Origin of the sequence: Haloplanus litoreus, from assembly GCF_045690335.1 — an archaeon.
Lineage (GTDB): Archaea > Halobacteriota > Halobacteria > Halobacteriales > Haloferacaceae > Haloplanus > Haloplanus litoreus.
The window spans coordinates 2,636,715-2,659,762 of record NZ_CP147874.1; the positions used below are offsets into that span (position 1 = coordinate 2,636,715).

At 67.2% G+C, this 23,048-nt stretch carries 23 protein-coding genes; 11 read left to right on the forward strand and 12 right to left on the reverse strand.

The window, feature by feature from the left end:
* The first annotated feature begins 57 nt into the window (after positions 1–57).
* On the forward strand, positions 58–1,158 hold the full coding sequence (locus V8686_RS14090; RefSeq protein WP_379705165.1) for an ArsA family ATPase: 1,101 nt from the start codon (positions 58–60) through the stop codon (positions 1,156–1,158).
* 71 nt (positions 1,159–1,229) lie between these two features.
* On the forward strand, positions 1,230–1,394 hold the full coding sequence (locus V8686_RS14095) for a hypothetical protein (RefSeq protein ID WP_379705167.1): 165 nt from the start codon (positions 1,230–1,232) through the stop codon (positions 1,392–1,394).
* A 12-nt stretch (positions 1,395–1,406) separates the two neighbouring features.
* Here the strand turns inward: V8686_RS14095 and V8686_RS14100 are convergent, their stop codons facing one another.
* On the reverse strand, positions 1,407–2,231 hold the full coding sequence (locus V8686_RS14100; RefSeq protein WP_379705169.1) for an SDR family oxidoreductase: 825 nt from the start codon (positions 2,229–2,231) through the stop codon (positions 1,407–1,409).
* A gap of 117 nt (positions 2,232–2,348) precedes the next feature.
* Positions 2,349–2,831: a hypothetical protein gene (locus tag V8686_RS14105; RefSeq protein ID WP_379705170.1), complete on the reverse strand. Its 483-nt coding sequence runs from the start codon at positions 2,829–2,831 to the stop codon at positions 2,349–2,351.
* A gap of 257 nt (positions 2,832–3,088) precedes the next feature.
* Here V8686_RS14105 and V8686_RS14110 point away from each other — a divergent pair, with 257 nt between their 5' ends.
* The gene (locus V8686_RS14110; protein ID WP_379705172.1) at positions 3,089–5,008 is read left to right on the forward strand and encodes a beta-CASP ribonuclease aCPSF1; all 1,920 of its coding nucleotides are present in this window, start codon (positions 3,089–3,091) and stop codon (positions 5,006–5,008) included.
* On the opposite strand, the gene V8686_RS14115 is transcribed toward V8686_RS14110, so the two are convergent.
* The 3 genes from V8686_RS14115 to V8686_RS14125 are packed head-to-tail and all read right to left on the reverse strand — an operon-like array spanning position 5,001 to position 6,455.
* Positions 5,001–5,801 (reverse strand): endonuclease III domain-containing protein, encoded by an 801-nt coding sequence (locus V8686_RS14115; protein WP_379705174.1) that lies wholly within the window; start codon positions 5,799–5,801, stop codon positions 5,001–5,003. The two genes, V8686_RS14110 and V8686_RS14115, sit on opposite strands and share 8 nt — an antisense overlap.
* 36 nt (positions 5,802–5,837) lie before the next feature.
* The gene (locus V8686_RS14120; RefSeq protein ID WP_379705176.1) at positions 5,838–6,251 is read right to left on the reverse strand and encodes a DUF371 domain-containing protein; all 414 of its coding nucleotides are present in this window, start codon (positions 6,249–6,251) and stop codon (positions 5,838–5,840) included.
* Positions 6,252–6,299: 48 nt separating this feature from the next.
* The gene (locus V8686_RS14125) at positions 6,300–6,455 is read right to left on the reverse strand and encodes a hypothetical protein (protein ID WP_379705178.1); all 156 of its coding nucleotides are present in this window, start codon (positions 6,453–6,455) and stop codon (positions 6,300–6,302) included.
* Between the two features lie 327 nt (positions 6,456–6,782).
* Here V8686_RS14125 and V8686_RS14130 point away from each other — a divergent pair, with 327 nt between their 5' ends.
* The 3 genes from V8686_RS14130 (at position 6,783) to V8686_RS14140 (ending at position 9,946) form a co-directional block, all read left to right on the forward strand.
* Entirely contained in the window at positions 6,783–7,706 is a 924-nt protein-coding gene (locus V8686_RS14130) for a coiled-coil protein (protein WP_379705180.1), read from the forward strand.
* A 100-nt stretch (positions 7,707–7,806) separates the two neighbouring features.
* On the forward strand, positions 7,807–8,775 hold the full coding sequence (gene sppA / locus V8686_RS14135; RefSeq protein WP_379706613.1) for a signal peptide peptidase SppA: 969 nt from the start codon (positions 7,807–7,809) through the stop codon (positions 8,773–8,775).
* Positions 8,776–8,821: 46 nt separating this feature from the next.
* Complete coding sequence (locus V8686_RS14140; RefSeq protein WP_379705182.1) at positions 8,822–9,946, forward strand: DUF373 family protein; 1,125 nt, start codon at positions 8,822–8,824, stop codon at positions 9,944–9,946.
* Here the strand turns inward: V8686_RS14140 and V8686_RS14145 are convergent, their stop codons facing one another.
* Together V8686_RS14145 and V8686_RS14150 are read right to left on the reverse strand one after the other, a co-directional pair.
* Complete coding sequence (locus V8686_RS14145; RefSeq protein WP_379706616.1) at positions 9,947–10,729, reverse strand: aldo/keto reductase; 783 nt, start codon at positions 10,727–10,729, stop codon at positions 9,947–9,949.
* A gap of 99 nt (positions 10,730–10,828) precedes the next feature.
* Positions 10,829–12,064: a digeranylgeranylglycerophospholipid reductase gene (locus V8686_RS14150; RefSeq protein WP_379705184.1), complete on the reverse strand. Its 1,236-nt coding sequence runs from the start codon at positions 12,062–12,064 to the stop codon at positions 10,829–10,831.
* 246 nt (positions 12,065–12,310) lie between these two features.
* Between V8686_RS14150 and V8686_RS14155 the strand changes: the two genes are divergently transcribed.
* The 3 genes from V8686_RS14155 (at position 12,311) to V8686_RS14165 (ending at position 14,829) form a co-directional block, all read left to right on the forward strand.
* Complete coding sequence (locus tag V8686_RS14155) at positions 12,311–12,598, forward strand: DUF211 domain-containing protein (protein WP_379705186.1); 288 nt, start codon at positions 12,311–12,313, stop codon at positions 12,596–12,598.
* A gap of 1 nt (position 12,599) precedes the next feature.
* A complete protein-coding gene (locus V8686_RS14160; RefSeq protein ID WP_379705188.1) occupies positions 12,600–13,181 on the forward strand; it encodes a VIT1/CCC1 transporter family protein in 582 nt (193 codons plus the stop codon).
* Between the two features lie 76 nt (positions 13,182–13,257).
* Complete coding sequence (locus tag V8686_RS14165) at positions 13,258–14,829, forward strand: SLC13 family permease (protein ID WP_379705190.1); 1,572 nt, start codon at positions 13,258–13,260, stop codon at positions 14,827–14,829.
* A gap of 127 nt (positions 14,830–14,956) precedes the next feature.
* Here V8686_RS14165 and V8686_RS14170 read toward each other — a convergent pair whose 3' ends face one another.
* Together V8686_RS14170 and V8686_RS14175 are read right to left on the reverse strand one after the other, a co-directional pair.
* Complete coding sequence (locus tag V8686_RS14170; RefSeq protein WP_379705192.1) at positions 14,957–15,820, reverse strand: 2-oxoacid:ferredoxin oxidoreductase subunit beta; 864 nt, start codon at positions 15,818–15,820, stop codon at positions 14,957–14,959.
* The gene (locus V8686_RS14175; RefSeq protein WP_379705194.1) at positions 15,817–17,589 is read right to left on the reverse strand and encodes a 2-oxoacid:acceptor oxidoreductase subunit alpha; all 1,773 of its coding nucleotides are present in this window, start codon (positions 17,587–17,589) and stop codon (positions 15,817–15,819) included. The genes V8686_RS14170 and V8686_RS14175 overlap by 4 nt, the downstream gene beginning before the upstream one ends.
* A 205-nt stretch (positions 17,590–17,794) precedes the next feature.
* Here V8686_RS14175 and acs point away from each other — a divergent pair, with 205 nt between their 5' ends.
* Positions 17,795–19,789: an acetate--CoA ligase gene (gene acs, locus V8686_RS14180; RefSeq protein WP_379705195.1), complete on the forward strand. Its 1,995-nt coding sequence runs from the start codon at positions 17,795–17,797 to the stop codon at positions 19,787–19,789.
* Between the two features lie 36 nt (positions 19,790–19,825).
* Here the strand turns inward: acs and V8686_RS14185 are convergent, their stop codons facing one another.
* From V8686_RS14185 to V8686_RS14195, 3 genes are all read right to left on the reverse strand, one after another.
* Positions 19,826–19,948, reverse strand: coding sequence for a hypothetical protein (locus V8686_RS14185; protein ID WP_379705197.1), 123 nt, complete (start codon positions 19,946–19,948; stop codon positions 19,826–19,828).
* Positions 19,945–21,441, reverse strand: a complete 1,497-nt coding sequence (locus V8686_RS14190) for a sodium:solute symporter family transporter (protein ID WP_379705199.1) — start codon at positions 21,439–21,441, stop codon at positions 19,945–19,947. Before V8686_RS14190 ends, V8686_RS14185 begins: the two co-directional genes overlap by 4 nt.
* A gap of 87 nt (positions 21,442–21,528) precedes the next feature.
* Positions 21,529–22,284 (reverse strand): GNAT family N-acetyltransferase, encoded by a 756-nt coding sequence (locus tag V8686_RS14195; RefSeq protein ID WP_379705201.1) that lies wholly within the window; start codon positions 22,282–22,284, stop codon positions 21,529–21,531.
* Between the two features lie 93 nt (positions 22,285–22,377).
* Here V8686_RS14195 and V8686_RS14200 point away from each other — a divergent pair, with 93 nt between their 5' ends.
* Complete coding sequence (locus V8686_RS14200) at positions 22,378–23,046, forward strand: haloacid dehalogenase type II (RefSeq protein WP_379705203.1); 669 nt, start codon at positions 22,378–22,380, stop codon at positions 23,044–23,046.
* Positions 23,047–23,048 lie beyond the last annotated feature (2 nt).

A 23,048-nucleotide genomic window follows, 5' to 3' on the forward strand; every position in this document is an offset into this window, starting at 1 on the left:
GAGAAGTGTCTTCCCCGTATCGACGGGTACAGGTGTCCGGGTCGTCTGCGCACCGGTATGAGCGAACTCGACGTGGAGCCGGTCGACGAGGTGGACGAACCGGACGAGAGGCACCCCACGCAGGTCGACGTCGAGGCGGCGACCGACCTGCCCGAGAGCATCGACGCGCCGGAGTACGTCCTCTACGGCGGCAAGGGCGGCGTCGGCAAAACGACGATGGCGGCGGCGACGGCCCTCTCCTCGGCCGCCGCGGGGACGGCGACGCTCGTCGTCTCGACCGACCCCGCTCACTCCCTCTCCGACACGCTGGGCACCGAGATTCCCGCGCGGCCGACGCGGATTCGCGAGGACGAGCCACTGTGGGCCGCGGAGATCGATCCCGAGGCAGCGATGGAGGAGGGACTGTTCGGTGAGGGTGGCATCGGGGTGGAGGACGGCGGCGCCCCCCTCGGCGGTCTCGGCGATCTGGGTGAGGCCCTCGGCGAGGACGCGGTCGACCCCCTCATGGGCGGGTCGATGCCAGGCGCGGACGAGGCGGCCGCGATGCGGCAGTTGCTCGAATATCTGGACGACCCCCGGTTCGACCGCGTGGTGATCGACACGGCGCCGACGGGGCACACCCTGAGACTGCTCGAACTCCCCGAAGTGCTCGACTCGATGGTCGGGCGCCTGCTCTCGATGCGTGAGAAGTTCTCGGGGATGATGGAGGGGTTCAAGGGGATGTTCGGCGTCGGCGGCGAAGGCGAGGGGGCGCCGGACCTCGACGAACTCCGGGACCGGATCGAACGCCTCCGGGCCGTCCTGCAGGACCCGTCCCGGACCGACTTCCGAGTGGTGATGGTGCCCGAGGAGATGAGCGTCGTCGAATCCGAACGGCTAGTCCGTCGACTCGACGAGTTCTCGATTCCGGTGAGCACTGTCGTCGTCAACCGCGTCATGGAGGATCTGGCGGACGTGGCCGACGTCGACCCCGAGTGGGTGGTGTCGCCGAACCTCGCGGACTGCGAGTTCTGTCAGCGTCGGTGGGACGTCCAACAGCGGGCGCTCCGCCGGGCGGGCGACCTGTTCCGCGGACACGACGTGAAGCGCGTCCCGCTGTTGGCCGACGAGGTGCGCGGTGAGCGAGCGCTCCGTGTCGTCGCGGCCTGTCTGGCGTAGTCGCGACGGCCGTCGCGGTCACGGCCCGGGAGGGCAAACTCGTCTCGGGTCCCCGACCGTAGATACCGGCGATGACGGATCGTGAACCGGAGCCGAAGAATCCACTCTCGCCGTACTACCCGTCGGAAGTCCCCGGCCTTCCGGGGAACGGTCGCAAGTGGGTCGCAGTGCTGCTGTCCGCGACCTTGCTACTCGGCGCCGCGTACGGCGTTCTCTCGGTACTGCTCTCGGGGTAACCCCGACGACCGTCAGCGCAGTTTGTCCAGCAGCCCGAACGCTCGGTCGCGCAGGCGGTCGGGGACGAACCGACCGAGGACGCTCACCCGGGCGAGCGTACCGACCGGAACCCGACTCGCGGGCTTCGTCGAACTCGCGGCGTTCAGCACCTCCTCGGCGACCCGGTCCGGCGAGACGGCCCCGGGACCGCCGCCGCCGATGGCCTGCGTGTCCTCGAACACGCTGTAGAACGACTCGTAAGCGCCCGAGCGTTCCAGTCCGTCGACCTCCCGTTCCGCGTGGTCGGTGAACGCGGTGTCGACGGGACCGGGTTCGATCAGGACGGCGTCGATGCCGTACTCGTCGACTTCGGCCCGCAGGGCGTCGGTCATGGCTTCGAGGGCGAACTTCGAGCCGCTGTAGACGCCACCCCCGGGGAAGGAGAGACGCCCGGCGACGCTGGAGACGTTGACGACCGTCCCCTCGCGCCGTCGGCGCATGTGGGGGAGGACGGCCCGGGTGAGCCGGTGGGCGCCGTAGACGTTCACGTCGAACTGTCGGTGGACGGCGTCGACCGGGACGTCCTCGATGGGGCCGAACTGGGCGTAGCCGGCGTTGTTGACCAGACAGTCGATCCGATCCCGTTCGTCGAGGATTCGGTCGACGACCCGTTCCACGTCGTCGTCCTCTGTCACGTCGAGTTTCGCGATGGTACAGCCGCGGTCACCAAGCGTCTCGACGTCGGCAGGGTTGCGGGCGGTGGCGTACACCTCCCACCCCTCGTCGAGGAATGCCTCGGCGGTCGCATGACCGATACCGGACGAACAGCCCGTGATGAGGACGGTCTTCGGTTGCACACGCCCCCCGTCGGCCCGGCGGCAGTTAACTCATGTACATCGCGGATACCGAGGGCCGGAGGACGGACGGCGCGTGACGGTCCGCCCGGAACCGGGATACGGGGACGACAGTCCGTATCACTCCCGCTCGACGGCGAACGGGCTCTCCCGCTCGGTCCACTCCCACCCGGGAAGACGAGTCTGGAAGCCGGCGGCGAGTGCGGCGTCCAGGTCGTCCGCGCCCGCGACGCCGTCGGTGTGCGTGGCCACGTCGGCGACGTGAAAGGTCGCCTGCGCGAGGAGGGCGTAGGGCTGCCCACCGGCGACGGTGGCGGCGAGTTCTCGGCCGAGCACCTCGTCGACGACGAACCCCGGGTAGTCACCGGTCACGTCGAGATCACGGAGCAACGCGACGTAGGCCGCGACGTTGACCGCGCGGGCTCCGTCCGCGAAGACGACGGCGACTTCCTCCCGATAGGCCGCCGATGAGACGCGGCCGACGTCGACGCCGAAGCAGTCGCCGAGGCGGTCACGCGTCTCGTTGATCAGCGGGACCACCGTGTCCGCGCGGTCCCGCACCCACTCGCACTCGCGTTCGACGGCCGACGGGGTGAGTTCCATACGCTCCGTCGGGGATCGAGCGTCTTCGACTTTGCGAAGGCTTTTATAATGGCCGGCTGATAGGGTGACCTAAGCGGGTTTTCGCTGCCTCTTCCCGCAGTCGAGCACCTCCCGTACAGCACCGTACCTATGCGATCTCACGGCACGACCGTGGTTCGGAACCGCCGTCAGTCGGCACCGACCGTCCACGCGGACGCGTCGCCGGCAACCGGAGGTCGAACGGGGACGGCCGTACGGAGGGCTCTCACCCGGCACATATGAGCTCCGTAGACAAGCAACTCGAGGACCTGAAAGCAGAGATCGAAGACGAACTACCCCCCGGCATCTCCGTATCCGACGTCAAGTACGAGGGCCCGGAACTCGTCGTGTACACGCGCGACCCGAAGGAGTTCGCCAGCAACGGCGACCTCATTCGGAAACTGGCGAGCAAACTCCGCAAGCGCATCACGGTGCGACCCGACCCCGACGTGTTGATGGATGCCCACGAGGCGCGCGAGCGGATTCGGAGCGTGATCCCCGAGGACGCGGGCGTGACCGACCTCGACTTCCACGTCGACACCGGCGAAGTCGTCATCGAGGCCGAGAAACCCGGGATGGTCATCGGGCGACACGGGTCGACGCTCCGGGAGATCACGAAGGAAATCGGCTGGACGCCCGAGGTGGTTCGCACGCCGCCCATCGAGTCCTCGACGGTTTCGAACGTCCGGAACTTCCTCAAACAGGAACGCGAGGAGCGACGTGACATTCTCGAACGGGTCGGCCGGCAGATCCACCGCGAGGAGATGGCCGACGAGCAGTGGGTTCGCATCACCACCCTCGGCTGCTGCCGAGAGGTCGGTCGCGCGAGTTTCATCCTCTCGACGGCCGAGACGCGCGTACTCGTCGACTGCGGTGACAAGCCAGGCGCCGAGGGCGAGGTGCCCTACCTGCAGGTGCCCGAGGCCGCGCCGCTCAACTCCATCGACGCCGTCGTCCTCACACACGCACACCTCGACCACTCCGCGCTCATTCCCCTCCTGTTCAAGTACGGCTACGACGGCCCCATCTACTGTACCGAACCCACGCGCGATCTGATGGGTCTACTCAGCCTCGACTACCTCGACGTGGCCACCAAGGAGGGGCGGACCCCGCCCTACGAGAGCGAGATGGTCCGCGAGGCGATCAAACACACCGTCCCCTTGGAGTACGGGGACGTGACGGACATCGCGCCGGACGTGAAACTCACGTTCCACAACGCGGGCCACATCCTCGGCTCCGCCGTCTCTCACTTCCACATCGGCGACGGCCTCTACAACGTCGCGTTCTCGGGCGACATCCACTACGAGGACACGCGTCTGTTCAACGGCGCCGTCAACGACTTCCCGCGGGTCGAGACACTCGTCCTCGAATCCACCTACGGCGGTCGCAACGACTACCAGACCGACCAGGAGGACTCCGAGCGTAATCTGCTGGATATCATCAGCGAGACCCACGAACAGGGCGGCAAGGTGGTCATCCCGGCCTTCGCCGTCGGGCGCTCCCAGGAGATCATGCTGGTCCTCGAGGAGGCGATGCGGACCGGGAAGATCCCACGGATGCCCGTCCACCTCGACGGCATGATCTGGGAGGCGACGGCCATCCACACCACCTACCCCGAGTATCTTCGCGACGACCTTCGGGACCGCATCTTCCACGAGGACGAGAACCCCTTCCTCGCCGAGGAGTTCAACCACATCGACGCCGGGGAGGACGAACGTCAGGAGGTCACCGACGGCGATCCGGCGATCATCCTCTCTACCTCCGGGATGGTCACGGGCGGGCCGATCATGTCATGGCTCCGTCACCTTGGCCCCGACCCGGACTCGACGCTGGTCTTCGTCGGCTACCAGGCCCAGGGGACCCTCGGCCGACGCATCCAGAACGGCTGGGACGAGATTCCGATGAACGACCGCGAACGCGGCGGCCGCGGCAACACCCTCTCCTTGAATATGAACGTTGAGACGGTGGACGGGTTCTCCGGCCACGCCGACCGGCAGGGACTCGAAAACTTCGTGAAGACGATGAACCCCCGTCCGGAGAAAGTACTCTGTGTCCACGGCGACGAACGCTCCGTGCAGGACCTCTCTTCTGCCCTCTATCACGACTACAACATGCGGACGTTCGCGCCGAAGAATCTGGAGACGTTCCGGTTCAAGTAGCGTCGGCCGGGTCGAGTACCCCTCCCGTCTCCGGCGTGACCCCGACTCGATCACACAGGTCCGCGAGCGGACACGCTTCGGATCCGTCGAGACACGCCGGTTTGCGCGCGTTGCAGTACTCCCGCCCGAACTGGATCATCGCGGTGTGGCCGAAGCCGCACTTCTCCGTCGGCACCGACGCCTCCAGTGCCTCGCGCACTCCCTCGTGATCCGCGTCCGGCGGCGCCACCCCCATCCGCCGGGCGATGCGGTGGACGTGCGTGTCGACGGGAAAGACGCCGCCGCGGCCGCCGGAGAACAACAGGACACAGTCGGCCGTCTTCGGGCCGACACCGCGCATGTCGAGGAGGCGGTCCCGAACCTTGGCGGGGTCGCTCTCGCGGACGAAGGCGTCGAACGCCCCGGCGCCGCCGAAGTCGGCGAGGAGTTCCTCCGCGCACTCGACGATGACGCGTGATTTCTGGTTGTAGAGGCCCGCGGACGCGATGGTGTCGGCGAGCGTCTCGCGGTCGGCGGCCGAAAGCGTCGCCACGAGGTCACCGCCGTCGTCGTAGCGATCCATCAGGGCGTCGAAGGCGGGTTGGCTGGCGGTGTCGCTGGTGTTCTGGCTCAGAATCGTGCGGACGAGACAGGGGAACGCCTGCCGACCCCCGTAGGCCTTCCGCCAGTAGATGTCGCCCAGGGCGTCGACGACGGCCTCCGCGCGTGTTTCGGGGTCGCCAGTAGCGAACTGGGCGACGTTGCCACCCCCGTCGGCGCCGCCGCTGATGTTCTCCGCGGGTTCGTCGGACATGGGGACAGCTGGGGCCGAACGGAAAAAAGCGCGGCGTCACTCGACGGCGAGTGTCAGGGTGAGGGCGGCGCCGTCGGCGAGGGCGGCGACCATCTCGCGGTCGAGGTCGGTCGCAGCGGCGTCGGCGCCGACGGCGACGGTCCGGTCGTCGACGTAGGTGCTCGTCCGGACGACTGCGCTCCGCTCGCTGTCGAAGGTGAGGTCGGGGTGGCCCCGGGCGTGGACGTCGTGGGACCGACCGTCGACGTCGAGGGTCAGCGTGATGGTCGCTGCGGGGTCTCGGCAGGCGTCGACGAAGGCGTCGTCGAAGTCGGCGGGCGCGCGGTCGGCCTCCACGCCGACGATGCAGTCGCCGGCCGGCGTCAACCAGTCGTCGGTCGTCACCTCGAACGTGCTCTCGTGTGCCGCAGCGACGTGTTCGTGCCCGCGTGCGTGAACGACCTCTTCCATGGCGGGTCGTCGCCGGCGGGCGGCCAAAGGGGTGCCGATCCGGGCGCGCTACCCGCGGACGACGGTGACCGTCACCGCACCGCAGGCACACTCGTAGGCCCGACGCTCGCCCGCCTCCGTTCGCATCGCCAGCATGAGGGCGTCGTCGTCGAGGGAGCGATCACACCCGGGCGCCTCGCACGTACTCGTGAGATTCTCGAGCATACCTACGGTTAGTCGACCCACCGACATGAACCCGTGCCGTCCCCGGAGTGAAACTGAAACTGGAGCCGTCACGCTCGCGGGCGTTTATATACTCTGCCGGAGGCGTTGTGAACTGTTCACACGGCCGAAATACCGTGCTTTGGTACCGCTTCGCAGCCGTTCGGTCACCGAAGTATTTATGTATATGTCGGCTGTATTTGCAGTTACCAACGCGCCTCCGGCGCGTGGCGGCATCGCACGCAGAATGATCGGGAATTCTTATCCACGGTTGGTTGCGGGACGAAGAGCCGCCAGTCCGCCCGGAGCGGTGGTATCGAGGTTTCAACAATGGTAACAACAGAAGAAGTACTCGACGAATTCGACGTCTCGGCGCTCAAAGACGAGAACAACGTCGAACTCACCGACGAACAGCTAGAAAACGACTCGAAGGGACAGCTCATCAAACTCGCCGGCCAGCTCCGCGACCGACGCAACGACCTCAACCAGATGGCGTCGGAGCGAGCCTCCAAACGTGACGACCTGAACGCGAAGACGCGCGAGAAGGTCGACGAGGCCCAGGAACACCGCGAGAAGCGAGACGAGCTGAACGAGAAGGTCCAGGAACACAAGGAGAGCCGGAACGAGCTCAACGCGGAGGCCAACGAGCTCTTCGACGAGGTCGAGGAGATGAAACAGGACCTCGAACTCGGCGACGGCAAGGACCTGGAAGAGCTGGAAGAGGAGATCGAACAGCTCGAGTTCCGACAGCAGACCGAAGTCCTGAGCGCCGAGGACGAACGCGAACTCATCGAGAAGATCGAGGACAAGCGCGAGGAGTACCAGCAGCGCAAGGAGAAACTCGACGACGCCAGCGAACTCGAAGAACTCGTCGAGGAGGCCGAAGAGGTCCGCTCCGAGGCATCCCAGCACCACCAGAAGGTGACCGAACTGGCCGACAAGGCCCAGGAACACCACAACCAGATGATCGAGGCCTATCGCGAAGCCGACGAGATCCGCGACAAGGCCGACGAGATGCACGAACTCTTCGTCGAGGCCCAGGAAGCGGCCGACCGTCACCACGAGGACTTCGTCCGCGTCCAGAAGCGTCTGCGCGAACTCGACAAGGAAGAGGAGCAGGAGCAGCAGGACGAACGCGAAGCCGAGCGCGAGGCCGCCAAGGAAGAGGCCGAGGAGATCTACCAGAAGTTCAAGGAAGGCGAGACCCTCGACACCGAGGACCTCATGAAGCTGCAGAAGACCGGCCTCCTGTAGTTCGGTTTCGTCGACGCACGGGTTTTTATGCCGATCCGTCCCCCAGCACCGCGTATGGTGAACGAGTGTGACTGAGGGCGACGACCTCGGCCGTTCCGCAGTGGTGATCGCCGGCGGTCTCGCCACAGCGGTGTTCGGCTTTCTGGTCTTCGTGGTCCTCCCCGGATCGCTCGCCGAACTCCTCGGCGTCCTGGTGACCGTCGGCGTCGTCATCCTCGGCGCACGGGCCGCCGGTGATCTGGCAGACTCGATCTTTCCGGACTACAACGCCGCGGAGGTGGCCGTCGAGGGGCCGATCACCCGCGACGGGGGGACGCCAGGCCCGATTCCGGGCGGTGCCCTCGGTACCACGGCCGACGAGGTGGTCGAACAGATCGAGCGTGCGGACGAGGACGACGCCGCCGAGGCACTCCTGGTGAAACTCGACACGCCGGGCGGCGAGGTAGTACCGAGCGACGACATCCGGAAGGCGGCAGCCGACTTCGACGGCCCGACGGTGGCCTACGCCACCGACGTCTGTGCCAGCGGCGGCTACTGGATCGCGAGCGGGTGTGACGAACTCTGGGCACGCCGCGCGAGCATCGTCGGCAGTATCGGCGTCATCGGCTCCCGCGTGAACGTCTCGGAACTGGCCGACGAACTGGGCGTCTCCTACGAGCGCTTCGCGGCGGGCAAGTACAAGGACGCCGGCATGCCCCTGAAGGAACTCTCGGCGGACGAACGCGAGTACCTGCAGGGGATCATCGACGGGTTCTACGAGGACTTCGTCGAGCGCGTGGCCGAGGGCCGGGAGATGGACCCCGAGACGGTCCGCTCCACCGAGGCCCGGATCTACCTCGGCGAGGACGCCCACGAACTGGGACTGGTCGACGACCTGGGCGACCGCTCGGCCGTCGAGGATCGCGTGGCCGACCTGCTCGATGCGGAGGTGTCGGTTCGCGAGTTCGCACCCGAGAAGGGACTGGCCGCACGCCTCCGGGGCGGGGCAACGGCGATGGCCTACGCCTTCGGCGCCGGAGTGGCCGGCGTCGTGGCCGACGACGACCGGGGCTTCCGGCTTCGATTCTGACCGCCTCGGCGGGGGATATTTATCCCCGTAGATAGTTCTCCTCACCGTGCCAACGCTCGTCCTGTGTGTCGACCGCGCCGACGACATCGGGCGGACGGTCGGCGTGTCGATGCCCGTCGACGGGTGGGACGCGGTGGGTTCGCTGGTGACGGAGGTCGGTCTCGCCGATCCGGAGGATTCGACCGTGAACTGCCTGCTTGAAGCGTTGCGGGTCACCCGCGACCTGCGGAGCGAGGAGGAGGAAGCCATCGTCGCCGTCGTCTCCGGGGCCGGGGATTCGGCCGTCGCGGCCGACCGGTCGGTCGCCGCACAGATCGACGACCTGCTGGAGCGATACGATCCCGAGTCGGCGATCATCGTCACCGACAGCGCCGACGACGAGCGCCTGATCCCCATCGTCGAGAGCCGCCTCCCCGTCGACTCAGTCGACCGCGTCGTCGTCCGTCAGGCCCGAGATATCGAGTCGACGTACTACCTCCTCAAGCAGTTCCTCGCCGACGAGGAACTCCGGTCGACGGTGCTGGTTCCGCTGGGAATCGGTCTCCTCCTCCTCCCGGTGTTGCTCGTGCGGTTCTCGCTTCCCGTGGCGCTCGCTGGGCTCGCGTCGTTGCTCGGGGCCGCCATCCTCTACAAGGGACTGGCCATCGACACCCACCTCGCGCGCTTGCCGGACCGGATTCAGGACGCCCTCTACTCCGGCCAGGTATCGGTCGTGACGTACGCCGTCGCCGGCGGCCTCGCCCTCGTCGGGGCCTTCCTCGGGGCGCTGGCCGTCTCGCCGACGACCGAGGGAATCCTCGTCCCAGTCATGCAGTTTTCCTACAGCAGCATCCCGTGGCTGGCGCTGGCTGCGCTGACCGCGAGCGCCGGCCGTCTGCTCGACGAACTCATCGACTCGGATCGGATTCCCCGACCGTATCTCAACCTGCCGTTCGGTGTCGTCGCCCTCGGCCTCGTCGTTCGCGGGTTCGCGGGCTACTTCCTCGAACGCGAGGGCGTCCTCGCCAACCTGCGGCTGGTCGGCGTGACGGTGCCGGCCACCGAACGCCTCGCGCTCTTCGTCGTCACGGCCATCGTCGTCTCGCTGGTCGGCGTCCGCGTCGCCGCGAACGTCGCCGATCACCCGGACGAAGAGACCGATGCCGACCCGGACGCGGCCGAGCGCTCGTAACTACCAGGGAGCGAAGTCGGGGTCGATCATCCGCTCGCGCCGGTCGATGTCGTCGATTTTCGCCACGTCCTCGGCGTCGAGTTCGAGCGTCCGCGACGCCCAGTTGTCGCGGACGTGGTCCTCGCCGGTCGCCTTCGGAATGGCGGCCACACCCTTCTCCCGGAGCCACGCGAGCGACACCTGCGCCTCGCTCACGCCGTGTTTCGACGCCACCGCCCGAATCTCGGGCACGTCGAACACTTCGCCGCGGGCGAGCGGCGAGTACGCCACCACCTCGACGTCGTGGTCGGCACAGTGTGCCCGGAGGTCCGCCTGTGGGAGGAGCGGGTGGCACTCGATCTGATTGGCGAAGATGGGGGCGTCGGTCGTCTCGACGGCTTCGGTCACCTGCTCCGGTTCGAAGTTACTGATGCCGATTCGGTCGATCAGGCCGTCGTCGTACAGGTCGTCGAAGGCGCCGAGCGTCGCCTCGGGGTCGTACTCGCCCGCCGGCCAGTGGACGTAGAGCAGGTCGACGGCGTCGACGCCGAGTTTCTCGAGGCTCTCCTCGGTCGAGGACCGCACGTCCCCTGGCGCGAGATTGTCGATCCACACCTTCGTCGCCAGAAAGAGGTCCGCTCGGTCGAGGTCCGCTCGCGCGATGCCCTCGCCGACGTGTTCCTCGTTGTCGTAGGCCTGTGCGGTGTCGACGTGGCGATAGCCAAGGTCGAGCGCCGTCGCCACCGCGTTCGCACAGTCTTCGGGGGCCGTGTTTTGCCACGTCCCGAGACCGAGGACCGGCATACCGTTCGTGCGTTGCACGTCGCTGGTGGATCGTGTCACGTCCGGATCGAGGAGTGAGACGCCGAAAGGAGTTGTGGAAGAGCCGGTTCGTGCCGGTAATCAGCCCGAAAGACGCGCTTTCGCGAACTTGCCCAGCAGGGGGATGTCGCCGAGGTGGAGGAGTTTCAGCATCGCGCGGACGTTGCCCGCGTTGGCCTTCGCCAGCATGTCGCTGTCGGCGTCCTGGAGGTCCGCCATCAGCGTGTCGTACCGGTCGTTGGGCGCGAGATAGAGGAGTTCGGTCATCAACAGACGCTCCTGCATCCGGGGGGCGACCTCGCTGTGCCAGAGTTTGCTGTACACGGACATGGCCTCGGCGGAGGTGTCGGGGTCGGCCTCGGTGAAACAGCGGTCGGCGGTGATGGCGGCCATACGCCCCGACTTCATCCCCTTGTGGATACCCTCACCCCACAGCGGGTCGATTGTCGGCACGGTGTCGCCGATGGCCATGAACCCGTCCGTACAGAGCCGCCCGGGCATCTGGATGTGAGCCGAGCCACGGTGTTGCTGTTTGTCCGAGATGCGCTCGGCGTCGGCGAATCGCGGGTCGCTCTCGAGCCAGTGGTGCAGGTAGTCGTCGATGCTCGCCCCGTCGCGGCCATATCGCTCGTGGCTCCCGTTTTGGATGTAACAGAGCCCGACCTTCGCGGTATCGCCGCCGGTGTGGAAGATCCATGAGTAGCCGCCGGGGGCGTACTCGTGGTCGAGGCGGAGCATCATCGCGTCGGTGAGGTCGGCGTAGTCGGGGTGGTCGACGTCGACGCCCGCCAGTTCCCACTCGATACCGATTGCCTGGTGTTCGCGTTGCAGGTCGGTCACGCCGAGTTCCTTCGCGAGCGGCGCCGCGGGACCCGTCGCGTCGACGACGATGTCGGCGTAGGCCTCCTCGCCGCCCGAGTACTGGACGCCGTCGATCTCGTCGTCCTCCATGATCGGGGCGTTCACACGTGCGTCGAAGCGGTAGGTCGCGCCCTCCTCACGGCCCTCCCGAACGAGCCAGCGTTTGAACGCGGCGAACTCCAGAACGGCACCGGGCTGGTGCTGGACGTAGTGGTGGTTGGGCGACTCGAGGATCACGTCGTCGGTGTAGTTCATCACCACCTCGTCCGGCACCCCGAACGAGGCCATCATGGAGGGGAAGGTGCCGGCGGTGGATTTGTTGCTCTGGCGGGGGAATCCGTCCTCGGCCTCGGCTTCGAGGACGAAGACGTCGTAGTCCCGCTGAGCGAGGTCGCGGGCACACTGGGCCCCGGCAGGCCCGGCGCCGGCGACGATCACGTCGAAACGGTCGGACATATATGTCGATACTACGAGAGCGTAATCAGTCTTGCTGAACCGAGACGGGGACGCGCTCCGGACCCGACGAACTGGACCGCTCGCCGAGACGACGCTACCCCGCTGTGCCCCGAATCGAGTCCGTCGAGCGTTGCACCGACCACCGCGCGGGCGCCGACCGTCCGGCGCGCTGTCCCCTCGCCTTCCTCGTCGCCAGACCTCTCATCGGCGATACACTTACGCCGTCGGGGCCGGTAGGGAAATCCGATGGCCCAAGTCCGTCGTGTCGTCCTCGACGTGTTGAAACCCCACCAGCCGACGACGGTCGAAGTGGCCCGGACGCTCTCCGACCTCGCCGGGATCGAGTCCGTCAACGCGTTGCTGGTGGAGACCGACGCCGAGGTACAGAACCTGAAGCTCACGGTGGAGGGACCCGCAATCGAGTACGAGCGCCTCGAAGCCGAAATCGAGCGCCTCGGCGGGACGATCCATTCGATCGACGGCGTCGTCTGTGGGGAGTACCTGATCGAGGACGCGCCGACACCCCAGGATTGACGTGCGCGACCGAGTCCGCTCCCTCCGGGCGGCGCTCGCCCACGACGAGGTCCGGTCGATCTCTCGACGCTACTTCATCTCCAACGGCTTCGACGGCACTCTCACCAGCATCGGCGTCACGATGGGGGCCTACCTCTCGGGGATCGCCGACGGACTGACCGTCGTCGCCATCGGCCTCGGGGCCGCCGTCGGTCTCTGTACGTCGGGCGTCTGGAGCGTCTGGGAAATCGAACGTGCCGAGCGCCGGGCGCAGGTGGCCAACATCGAGCGCGCGATGCTCACCGACCTCGCCGACACGCAAGTGACCGGACGAATGCGAGACGCCCGGACGATCAGCGCCGTGACCAGCGGACTGGGACCGCTCGTCGGTATTCTCCTCCCGCTACTCCCCTACCTGCTCGAAGGGTCGACCCTGACGATGTTCGAGAGCACCGTCGTCGCCGTCGGCACCGGGGTCGGGACCCTCTTCGTCTTCGGCGCGTACATGGGGACCGTCGCGGGCCTGAATCCCTACGTCGCCGGCGTGCGGATGGGACTGGCTGGTTTCGTCGTGGCCGGCCTCAACCTCGTGTTGCCGGGATGAGGGGGTCGGACTTTTGTCGGTGGCGGGCGCGTCGGCATTCGATGCACATCCGGATCGACGCGCCGGAGGGATCGCGGTGACGACACGTCGGGAGGGCGGTATCCTCGCGGGTGCCCTGGTCGTGGCGACAGGCGTCGGGATCGTAACTCAACCGGTCGCCGCCCTCTCGTCCGCGGCCGGCTACGCCCTCGGCGTCACGGCCTTCGCGGCCATCCTCTGGCTCACGGGCGCGATACCGCTCTCGCTGACTGCGCTCGCCATCCCCGTTCTCCTCGTCGTCTTCGGTGTCGTCCCCGACTTCGGTGCCGCGGTCACCGGTTTCGCCGACCCGGTCGTGTTCCTCCTCTTCGCCGGCTTCGCCCTCGCCGAGGCGCTCCAGTACCACGGCATCGACCGCCGGGTGGCCTACCACGTCCTCCTGTCCGTCGGCACCTCGCCCCGCCGACTCGTTCTCGCGGTGATGGTCGCCACCGCCGTCCTGTCGATGATCATCTCGAACACCGCGACGACGGCGATGATGGTTCCTATCGCCGTCGGCCTCGCGGGGGAGGTGACGGAAGTGCGGGCTGTCGACGCGGAGCCGGCGGCCGGAGACGACGACCGGCGTGGGGCCACCGCAGCGCCGAACTTCCAGCTTGCCATGCTACTCGGCGTCGCCTACGCCGCCAGCCTCGGTGGCGTCGGCACCCTCGTGGGGACGCCGCCCAACGCCATCGTCGTCGGTCAGTTACAGGAGCTCACCGGGTACGGGATCACCTTCCTCGACTGGCTGGTCGTCGGCCTTCCGATGGTCGTCCTCACCCTCCCCGTCGCGTGGTGGCTCCTCACGTTCGTCGTCTATCCGCCGCAGGTCGACGACGTGAGCGCGGCCCGAGCGCGCGCCGACCGGGGCCTCCGCGAGTCGGGGGCGCTCGGGCCGCGGGCGCGGCGGACGCTCGTCATCTTCGGACTCACCGCCCTCGGATGGCTGGCCGGCGGCCTCGGCTTTCTCGTCCGGCCGTACCTCCCGCCGGCCGTCTACGTCACTCTCTTCGGCGGCGCTAGCCCCTCCGTCTTCGGGACGGCCGGCCACCAGGGAGCGCTCTACTACGTCACCGTCGGCCTCGTCGGCGTCGTCGCCCTCGTCGTCACGGACGCCGTGGAGTGGGACAGCCTCCTCGACGTCGACTGGGGCACCCTGCTCCTCCTCGGCGGCGGCATCTCGCTGGCCGACGCCCTCGTCCGGACGGGCGCGACGGAGTGGCTGGCGACGGCGGTCCTCGGCGGCCTGGGGACGGTCCCGCTCGTCGCCCTGATTCTCGTGGTCGTCACGCTGGTCGTCGTCGTCGGTGAACTCGCGTCGAACACGGCGATGGCGGCCATCATCGCGCCGTTGCTCGTCGGCATCGGCCCGGCTTACGCGACGACGCTCGGTACCGAGCCGTCGACTGCGGCGGCCTTCCTCGCCATCGTCGGCGCCGTGGCGGCGAGTTACGGGTTCGCCCTGCCGGTGGCGACGCCGCCCAACGCAATCGCGTTCGGCGCTGGCTACATGCGAAGAGAGGACATGCTCCGGGCAGGGCTCCCCCTCGACGCCGTCGTCATCCTCCTCGCGACGGGCGTACTCACCCTGGCGATTCGGTTCGTGTGGCCCGTGGTGCTCGGGTGAGCGACGACGGCCGCAGTCGGCGGGACGGCGGGTCGTCGAGGGGTGTCGGAGGCAAGACGACGCCTCTCGCTTCTTGCGCGGACGCCGACGCGGCGGCGAATCCCGGCACCGGCGCGTCAGTAGAGCGTCAGTAGAACTCGCGGACCAGATCCATCGCGTCCTCGGGCGCGCCGTCTTGGATCTCCGACATGTCCGTGTCGACGCCGTGGCTCCGCTCGTAGGGTACGGAGTCCTCGTTGCGGTAGAGGACACCCTGATACTCCTTTCCGGGGTCGAGGATGCGCGAGCGGGCGTCCTCGTAGCTCGTCGGATCGTGGTCCGTCTCGCCCAGGTCGACGATGTGGTCCCGGAAGTAGTCGTAGGTGTCCACGTCGTTGAACGTCACGCAGGGACTGAACACGTTGACGAAGCCGAAGCCGTCGTGTTCGACGGCCTGCTTGACGATTTCGGCGTGGCGCTGGGCGTCCGTCGAGAACGACTGTGCGATGAAGGTGCCGCTGGCGGCCAGCGCGAGGGCGAGCGGGTTCACCGGCGGTTGCTGTGGGCCTTCGGGCGTCGTCGACGTCTCGAAGTCCTCTCGGCTGGTCGGGGAAGCCTGTCCCTTGGTCAGCCCGTAGATACGATTGTCCATGACGACGTAGGTCATGTCGACGTTGCGGCGGACGGCGTGGATGAAGTGGCCCGCGCCGATGGAGTAGCCGTCGCCGTCGCCGCCCGCGACCATCACTTCGATGTCGGGGTTGGCGATTTTGGCGCCGGCGCCGACCGGAAGCGCGCGGCCGTGGACCCCGTGGATGGCGTAGGAGCGCATGTACGTCCCGATTTTGCCGGAACAACCGATCCCGGCGACGATGAACGTCTCGTCGGGACTGTTGCCCGTCTCGGCGAGGGCTTTCATCATGCCGTTCATCGTCCCGAAGTCGCCGCATCCGGGACACCAGGTCGGCTGTGCGTCGGATTTGAAGTCAGTGAATCGAACGTTGGAACTCATGCGGTTGCCTCCTCGGTTCCCTCGTCGGTCCGGAGAACCGCTGCGATCCGGTCGGCGAGTTCGTCCGCCTTGAAGCGAACGCCATCGTACTTGTTGATACGGGTGACCCGCGTCAGCGTGTCGTGTTCGATCAGGTCCGCGAACTGGCCCGTCGCGTTACACTCGACGACGATGGTCTCCTCGGCCGCCTCGACGGCGTCGGTCAGGTCGGGACGGGGGAAGATGTACGGCACCGAGAGATAGCGGGCGTCGATACCGTCCTCGTCGAGGAAGGTCTTCGCCTCGATTAGCGCCCCCTCGTTCGACCCCCAGGAGACGACGAGCGTCTCGGCGTCCGGATTCCCGAACTCGCGCGGTTCGAAGGGTTCGCGTTCGCGCGCCGTCTCGACTTTCCGCGCTCGCTTGTCGACCTGCTGGACGCGCATGTCGGTGTCCTCGGTCCGGCGGCCGAGTTCGTCGTGTTCGAGGCCGGTGGACATGTGGACTCCCCCTTCGGTTCCGGGGAACGCGCGGGGGCTGATCCCGTCGTCGGTGAGGGCGTGGGGTTTGAACTGTCCGGATTCGTTCTGCCACTCGCCGACCGTCTCCTCGTCGACGACCTTGCCGCGGTCGATTTCGACCGCGTCCATATCGAACTCCTCGGGTGGGTAGGTCTGTTCGGTGACCGCGAGCGAGAGGTCGGCGGTGAGATACACCGGCAACTGGTACTTCTCGGCGAGGTTGAACGCCTCGACGGTCTTGTGGAAACACTCGGCGATAGTCGTCGGCGCGAGGACGAACCGCGGCACTTCGCCGTGGCCGCCGTAGAGCATGGCGTTCAGGTCGCCCTGTTCCTGTTTGGTGGGCATCCCCGTCGACGGTCCCGAGCGCATCACGTTACAGATGACCAGCGGCGTCTCGCTGGTGGCGACCAGACCGAACGTCTCGGTCATGAGGTCGATGCCGGGTCCGGATGTAGCCGTCATCGATCGGGCGCCCGCGCGGGCGGCGCCGAGCGCCATGTTGATCGCCGAGAGTTCGTCCTCGGCCTGAACGACGTGGCCGCCGTACTGTTCGATCCGGCCCGTGAGGTACTCCATCACGTCGGTCGCCGGCGTGATGGGGTAGCCGGCGTAGAACCGACAGCCCCCGGCGATCGCACCCATGCCGATGGCCTCGTCGCCGTTCAGGAGGACGTAGTTCTCGTCGGTACACTCCAGGTCGAAGCCGAACTCCTCGTCGTAGTTCTCGCGGACGAACTCCTGCCCGTTCCGGGCGGCGGTCATGTTGTTCTCGATGATCGCCTGGCCCTTGTCACCGAAGCGTTTCTCGAGTGCGCTGTCCAGGTTCTCGATGGGGAACTTGCTCACCGCACACGCAGCCCCGAGGGCGACGACGTTGCGCATGATGGCGCCACCGGCGTCCTCGGCGAGGCTCTTCAGCGGCACGTCGAGACCGATCATCTCGTCGGGGATTTCGACGTCCTGCATCGTCGTCCGGTCCCCGTCGTAGATGATGACGCTCCCCTCGTGGAGTTCGTCGAGGTTCTCGTCGATGGTCCGCTGGGTGAGTGCGATGAGTACGTCCAGACGGTCGACGACGCTCTGAACCTGGTCTACCGACGTGCGGACCTTGTACGCCGTGTACCCGCCGCGAATACGCGACGCGAAGTCCTTGGAGGTGAACACGTGCCGACCGGCCCTCGAGAGCGCCTGGGCGAAGATTTTCCCGGTGGAGTCGATGCCGTCGCCGGCTTCGCCACCGATCGCCCAGTTGAAGTCCGCAGGCATACTGTGGTGGACCTATCCGCCGGATCGCTCAAAAGCCTTCTGAATGGTTCGGGTTCCCGCAAAAACGGACGCGACACCGACACACGAACGCTGGACTCGTCGGCGACGGCGGCCGCCGTCTGGAGGGGAACGAGGGCATCCCGACGAGAGTCGGAACGCGATGGCGTAAGTTTATCACGAATGATTGGAAAGTCTACCGTGACATATGTCCGACGACGACATAGAACTGGAGGCGCGCCTCGAAGAGCAGGCGACGTTCGATCCCTCCGCTGCGTTCGTCGAACAGGCGAACGTCTCGGACCCAGGTATCTACGAGGAGTTCGAAGAGAACTGGCCGGAGTGCTGGCAGGGGGCAGCCGAACTTCTCGACTGGGACGAACCGTACGAGCAGGTGCTCGACGACTCGAACCCGCCGTTCTACGAGTGGTTCACCGACGGCAAGCTGAACGCCTCTGCGAACTGCCTCGACCGACACCTGGACGAACGGGGCGACGAACCCGCCATCGAGTGGGTGGGCGAACCGGTCGACGAGGGGAACCGGACGTTCACCTACGAGGAACTCCACCGCGAGGTCAACGAGTTCGCCTCGGCGCTCCGCGAACTCGGCGTCGGCGAGGACGACGTCGTGACGATGTACATGCCGATGATCCCCGAACTGCCCATCGCCATGCTCGCGTGTGCACGCATCGGTGCGCCACACAGTGTGGTGTTCGCGGGCTTCTCGGCGGACGCGCTGGCGACGCGGATGAACGCCGCCGACTCGGAGTATCTGATCACGTGTGACGGCTACTACCGCCGCGGCGACCCGCTCGATCACCTCGCCAAGGCCAACGAGGGCCTCGCCGGCGTCGACCACGACGTCGAGGACGTGGTCGTCGCCGAACGCCTCATGGACGGCGACGGCTTCGACCACGACCTGGCCGACAATCAGCACGCCTACGCCGGCCTAGTCGCCGACCACGAGGGCGAGTCGGTCGACCCGGTCCAGCGCGACGCCGAGGATATGCTGTTCCTGATGTACACCTCGGGGACGACGGGCCAGCCGAAGGGTGTCAAACACACCACCGGCGGCTACCTCGCGTGGACGGCGTGGACCTCGCAGGCGGTCCTCGACGTCAAGCCCGAGGACACGTACTTCTGCTCGGCCGACATCGGCTGGATCACCGGACACTCCTACATCGTCTACGGGCCGCTCGCGCTCGGCACGACGACGATGATGTACGAGGGGACGCCCGACCACCCCGACCGGGATCGCCTCTGGGAGATCGTCGAGGAGTACGAAGCGACCCAGCTCTACACCGCGCCGACCGCGATTCGCGCGTTCATGAAGTGGGGCTCGGAGTACCCCGAGCAACACGACCTCTCCAGTCTCCGCCTGCTGGGGACGGTCGGTGAACCCATCAACCCGCGGGCGTGGAAGTGGTACTACAAACACATCGGGAACGAGGAGTGCCCCATCGTCGACACGTGGTGGCAGACCGAGACGGGCGGTATGATGGTCACCACCCTCCCGGGAATCAAGACGATGAAACCCGGCTCCGCGGGGCCGCCGCTACCGGGTGTCGACGCACAGATCGTCGACACCAACGGCGACGAGGTCGAGGCCGGACGCGCCGGCTACCTCACCGTCCAGAAGCCGTGGCCCGGGATGCTGCGCACGCTCTATAAGAACGACGAACGGTACATCGAGGAGTACTGGGCCGAGTACTCCGACACCGACAGTTCGGACCCCGACGACTGGGTGTACTTCCCGGAGGACGGCGCCAAAATCGACGATGACGGCTACATCACCGTACTGGGCCGCGTCGACGACGTGCTCAACGTCTCGGGCCACCGCCTCGGCACGATGGAGATCGAATCGGCTATCGTCGGCGTCGAGGGCGTCGCGGAGGCCGCCGTCGTCGGCGGACAACACGAGGTGAAAGGCGAGGCCGTCTACGCCTACGTCATCACCGAGGAGGGCTACGAGGAGAACGACGAACTCCGCGACCGCATCATCGCGGGCGTCGAAGACGCCATCGGGCCAATCGCGCGGCCGGAACGCGTGGTCTTCTCGCCGGACCTGCCCAAGACGCGCTCGGGCAAGATCATGCGTCGGCTGCTGGAGGACATCGCCAACGAGGCCGAACTGGGAGACACCTCGACGCTTCGGAACCCGGACATCGTCGAAGACATCCAGAGCAAGATCAGCGGCGACTGAGACGGCTCGTCGTAACGGGGCCCCGTCCGTCGCCGCTCACGCGGGCCGTTTTTTTCGGTACTCCCGCCACACCGTCAGCAGTTCGTACAGGAAGACGACGACGACTAGCGCGAGTGATCCCCAGACCAAGGCCGCGAACCCGAGCGCCGAGAGGGTCATGGGCGCTCACCCCCGTCGGTCGCCGCCTCGTCGTCGAGTCGCCGGATCTCCCTGTCGAGGGTATCGAGGTCGTATCGCTCCCCCGCGAGGCGGGCGGTCAGGACGATCAGTACCGTCGAAACGGCCGCCGCGCCGACGAAGGAGCGGAAGTACGTCGCCGTCGGGAGCGCCGAGAGCGGCAGGAGGCCACGGGCGGGCGGGAAGAAGGTCACCCCGAGGAGGAGACCGGCGGCGCTCGCGGTGACGGCGCCGACCGACGTGGCTCGCGTCGAGTAGAGCCCGTAGAGCAGGGGGACGAACGTCGCCGCGGCGAGCAGGTCCGCCAGGAGAAAGAGCGTGAGGACGGAGTAGCCCTGTGCGCCGACGACCGTCGCGGCGGCGGCGACGACGACGGTCACGCCGCGAGCCGTCGCGGTGAGTCGGTCGCCGGAGACGTCGAGGAGTCGCGGCAGGTCGGCGGTGACGACGCTCGCGATGGCGTTGAAGAGCGTGTCGGCGCTGGAGACCACGAGCAAAACGGCGAGGATGGCGACGGCGATGACGGCGGCGTCGGGGAGCACGTCGGTCACGACGAGGAAGAAGGAGACGCTCGCGTCGGCGGGCGCCTCGACGAGGCCGAGACCGACGGCGATGGGGCCGAACACACCGGCGAGAAAGACCATGGGCACGACGGCGATGGCGGCGACGAGGAAGGAGCGCCGGAGGGTCCGGTCGTCGCTGGCGGCGTAGACGCGTTGCCACCACGCCTGGTTCAGCATCTCGGCGCCGACGATGGCGACGATGACGTAGGCGCCGAACTCGATGCCGGTGGCCGATCCGACGGTCAGCAGTTCGGGCGACGAGTCGACGATGGCCGCGTGAGCGGCGTCGGTCCCACCGAGTGCCAGAATCGTGACGACGACGCTCACGATCAGGAGGGGCAGGATGAGCACCGTCTGGACGGTGTCGGTGACGATGCTCGCGCGCAGGCCACCGTACCCCGTGTAGGCGAGGACGGTGACGCCGACGACGGTCGCCGTCTGCCAGCCGGGCACGCCCGCGATCAGGGAGAGCGCGCTCGCGATGCCGGTGAACTCGGCGGCGAGGAAGACGAACATGTAGGCGACGCTCACGACGAGGACGTAGGCGTACATCGCCGACCCGTAGCGGGCGTAGGCGTACTCGGTGAGACTGTGGCCCCGGGGGAGCAGGTGGCGGATACGGGGACCGAGGAAGGCGAAGGCGGCGAGGGCGAGCGCCGATCCGGCGGCGTAGCCGGCGACGGCGGTGAGCCCCCCGAAGGCCGCCCCCGCTTCGGCGGGACTGAACAGAATCCACGCTCCCATGCTCGACGCGACGATGGTCGCCGTCAACGTTCCCCCGCCGGTCGAGTTACGGGCAGTGAGGTAGTCCTCGACCGTCTCGACCCGGCCGCGGGCGTACCACGCCCCGAAGGCCGCGAAGGCGAGCAGTACGACCGTCGACAGGCCGAGGAGTGTCGTCCGGGTTACCACGGCGTCGCGCCTCCCGCTGCGGTTCGTGTCATACGCCCCGCTCCGTCGCGGACGGAATAATACTTTGTGATATAACCAAGTAATCGCCTACAGGTAGCTGGCGTCCCACCGGGTGGGCTTGCGGCGATTCTCGCAGTCGTTACAGACGACACGACCCATCGTGTCCATCGAGACGGCGAAGCTGTCGCAGTTGCCACAGAGGTAGCCGTAGCGTTCCGTCCGGTCCCGGTCGAGGTACACCGAGTAGAACGGCCCGTCGGCGCCGCGGACGCTCTCGTCGAGGGCGACGTACACCTGACGGCCGTCGGGAAGCGTCGCCGCCTCGGTGAGCACCTGGCGGCCGCCCGTCTCGGGGAACTTCGAGTAGAGCATCTCGACGAAGGGTTCGCCGCCGATTTCGACGGTTCGCTCGCCGATGCGTTCGAAGTCCTCGTTCTCGTAGAAGTCGGTGCCGGCCTCGTTGGCCGCCAGCACCCGCCCCTCGATGCGAGAGACCCCGTGCTCGAGGAGGCGGCGTTCGAGCGCCTCCAACAGTTGGTCGCCGAGCCCGATACCTCGGCTGTCGGGTTCGACGTGGAGCCAGTCGATTTCGCCGACCGTCTCGCGACGTTCGACGACGTAGCTCTGAGCGAACCCGAGGAGGCGGTCCTCGTCTTGGGCGACGAGGAACTCGGTGTCCGGATCGTTCAGGTCGTCGGTCAGCGTCTCCTCGTCGTACCACCGCTCGACGGCCTGTGCGATGATGTCGTCTTCCAGTGCGTGCCCGTACGACGCGGCGAGGGAGTGGTGAGCGACCGTCCGGATGCCCTCGATGTCCTCCGCTCGTGCCTCACGAATGTCCATGCTGAAGATGTGTGCGGGGGTGCTCCTTAAAGTGTCGCGGTGGTCGTGAGCACGGGGGAACGAACCAAGAGGTTGCCGCCCGTCTGGGCGCGTATGGCCGGCATCTGTTTCGACATGTACGGGACGTTGTGTGACACGAGTAGCGTGCGGACCCGCCTCGGCGAGGAGCTCGGGGTCGCCGAGCGGCTGGTGGCGGCGGTCGACGAGACGTGGCGGCGAAAACAGCTCCAGTACTCCTACCAGAGCGCCCAGATGGACGAGTACGAGCCGTTCTGGTCGATCACCGAACACGCCCTCGACTACGCGCTCGCACAGTTCGACCTCGACCCGGACCCGGAAACCCGGGAGCGGATCGCGGAGGCCTACGATCATCTGGAGTCGTTCCCCGGCGCCGCCGAGACGCTCGACCGACTGTCCGCGGACGGTCACGAGGTCGTGGTCCTCTCGAACGGGAACCCCGAGATGCTCGAACGGTTGGCGGAAAACGCCGGGCTACGTGCACATCTCGACGGCATCGTGAGCGCCCACGCGGTTCGGACGTTCAAACCCGATCCGGCGGTGTACAAACACGCCGCCGAGACGCTCGACCGCCTGCTCGACGACTGTCGGCTCGTCTCCGCCAACGCGTGGGATATCGCCGGCGCGGGCAACGTGGGGATGGCGACGACGTGGGTGAACCGAACGCGCGACCCGCCGGAGAGCATCGGCGCCCGTCCGGACAGCCAGGTGTCGACGCTTCCCGCCGTCGCCGACGACCGTTAGCC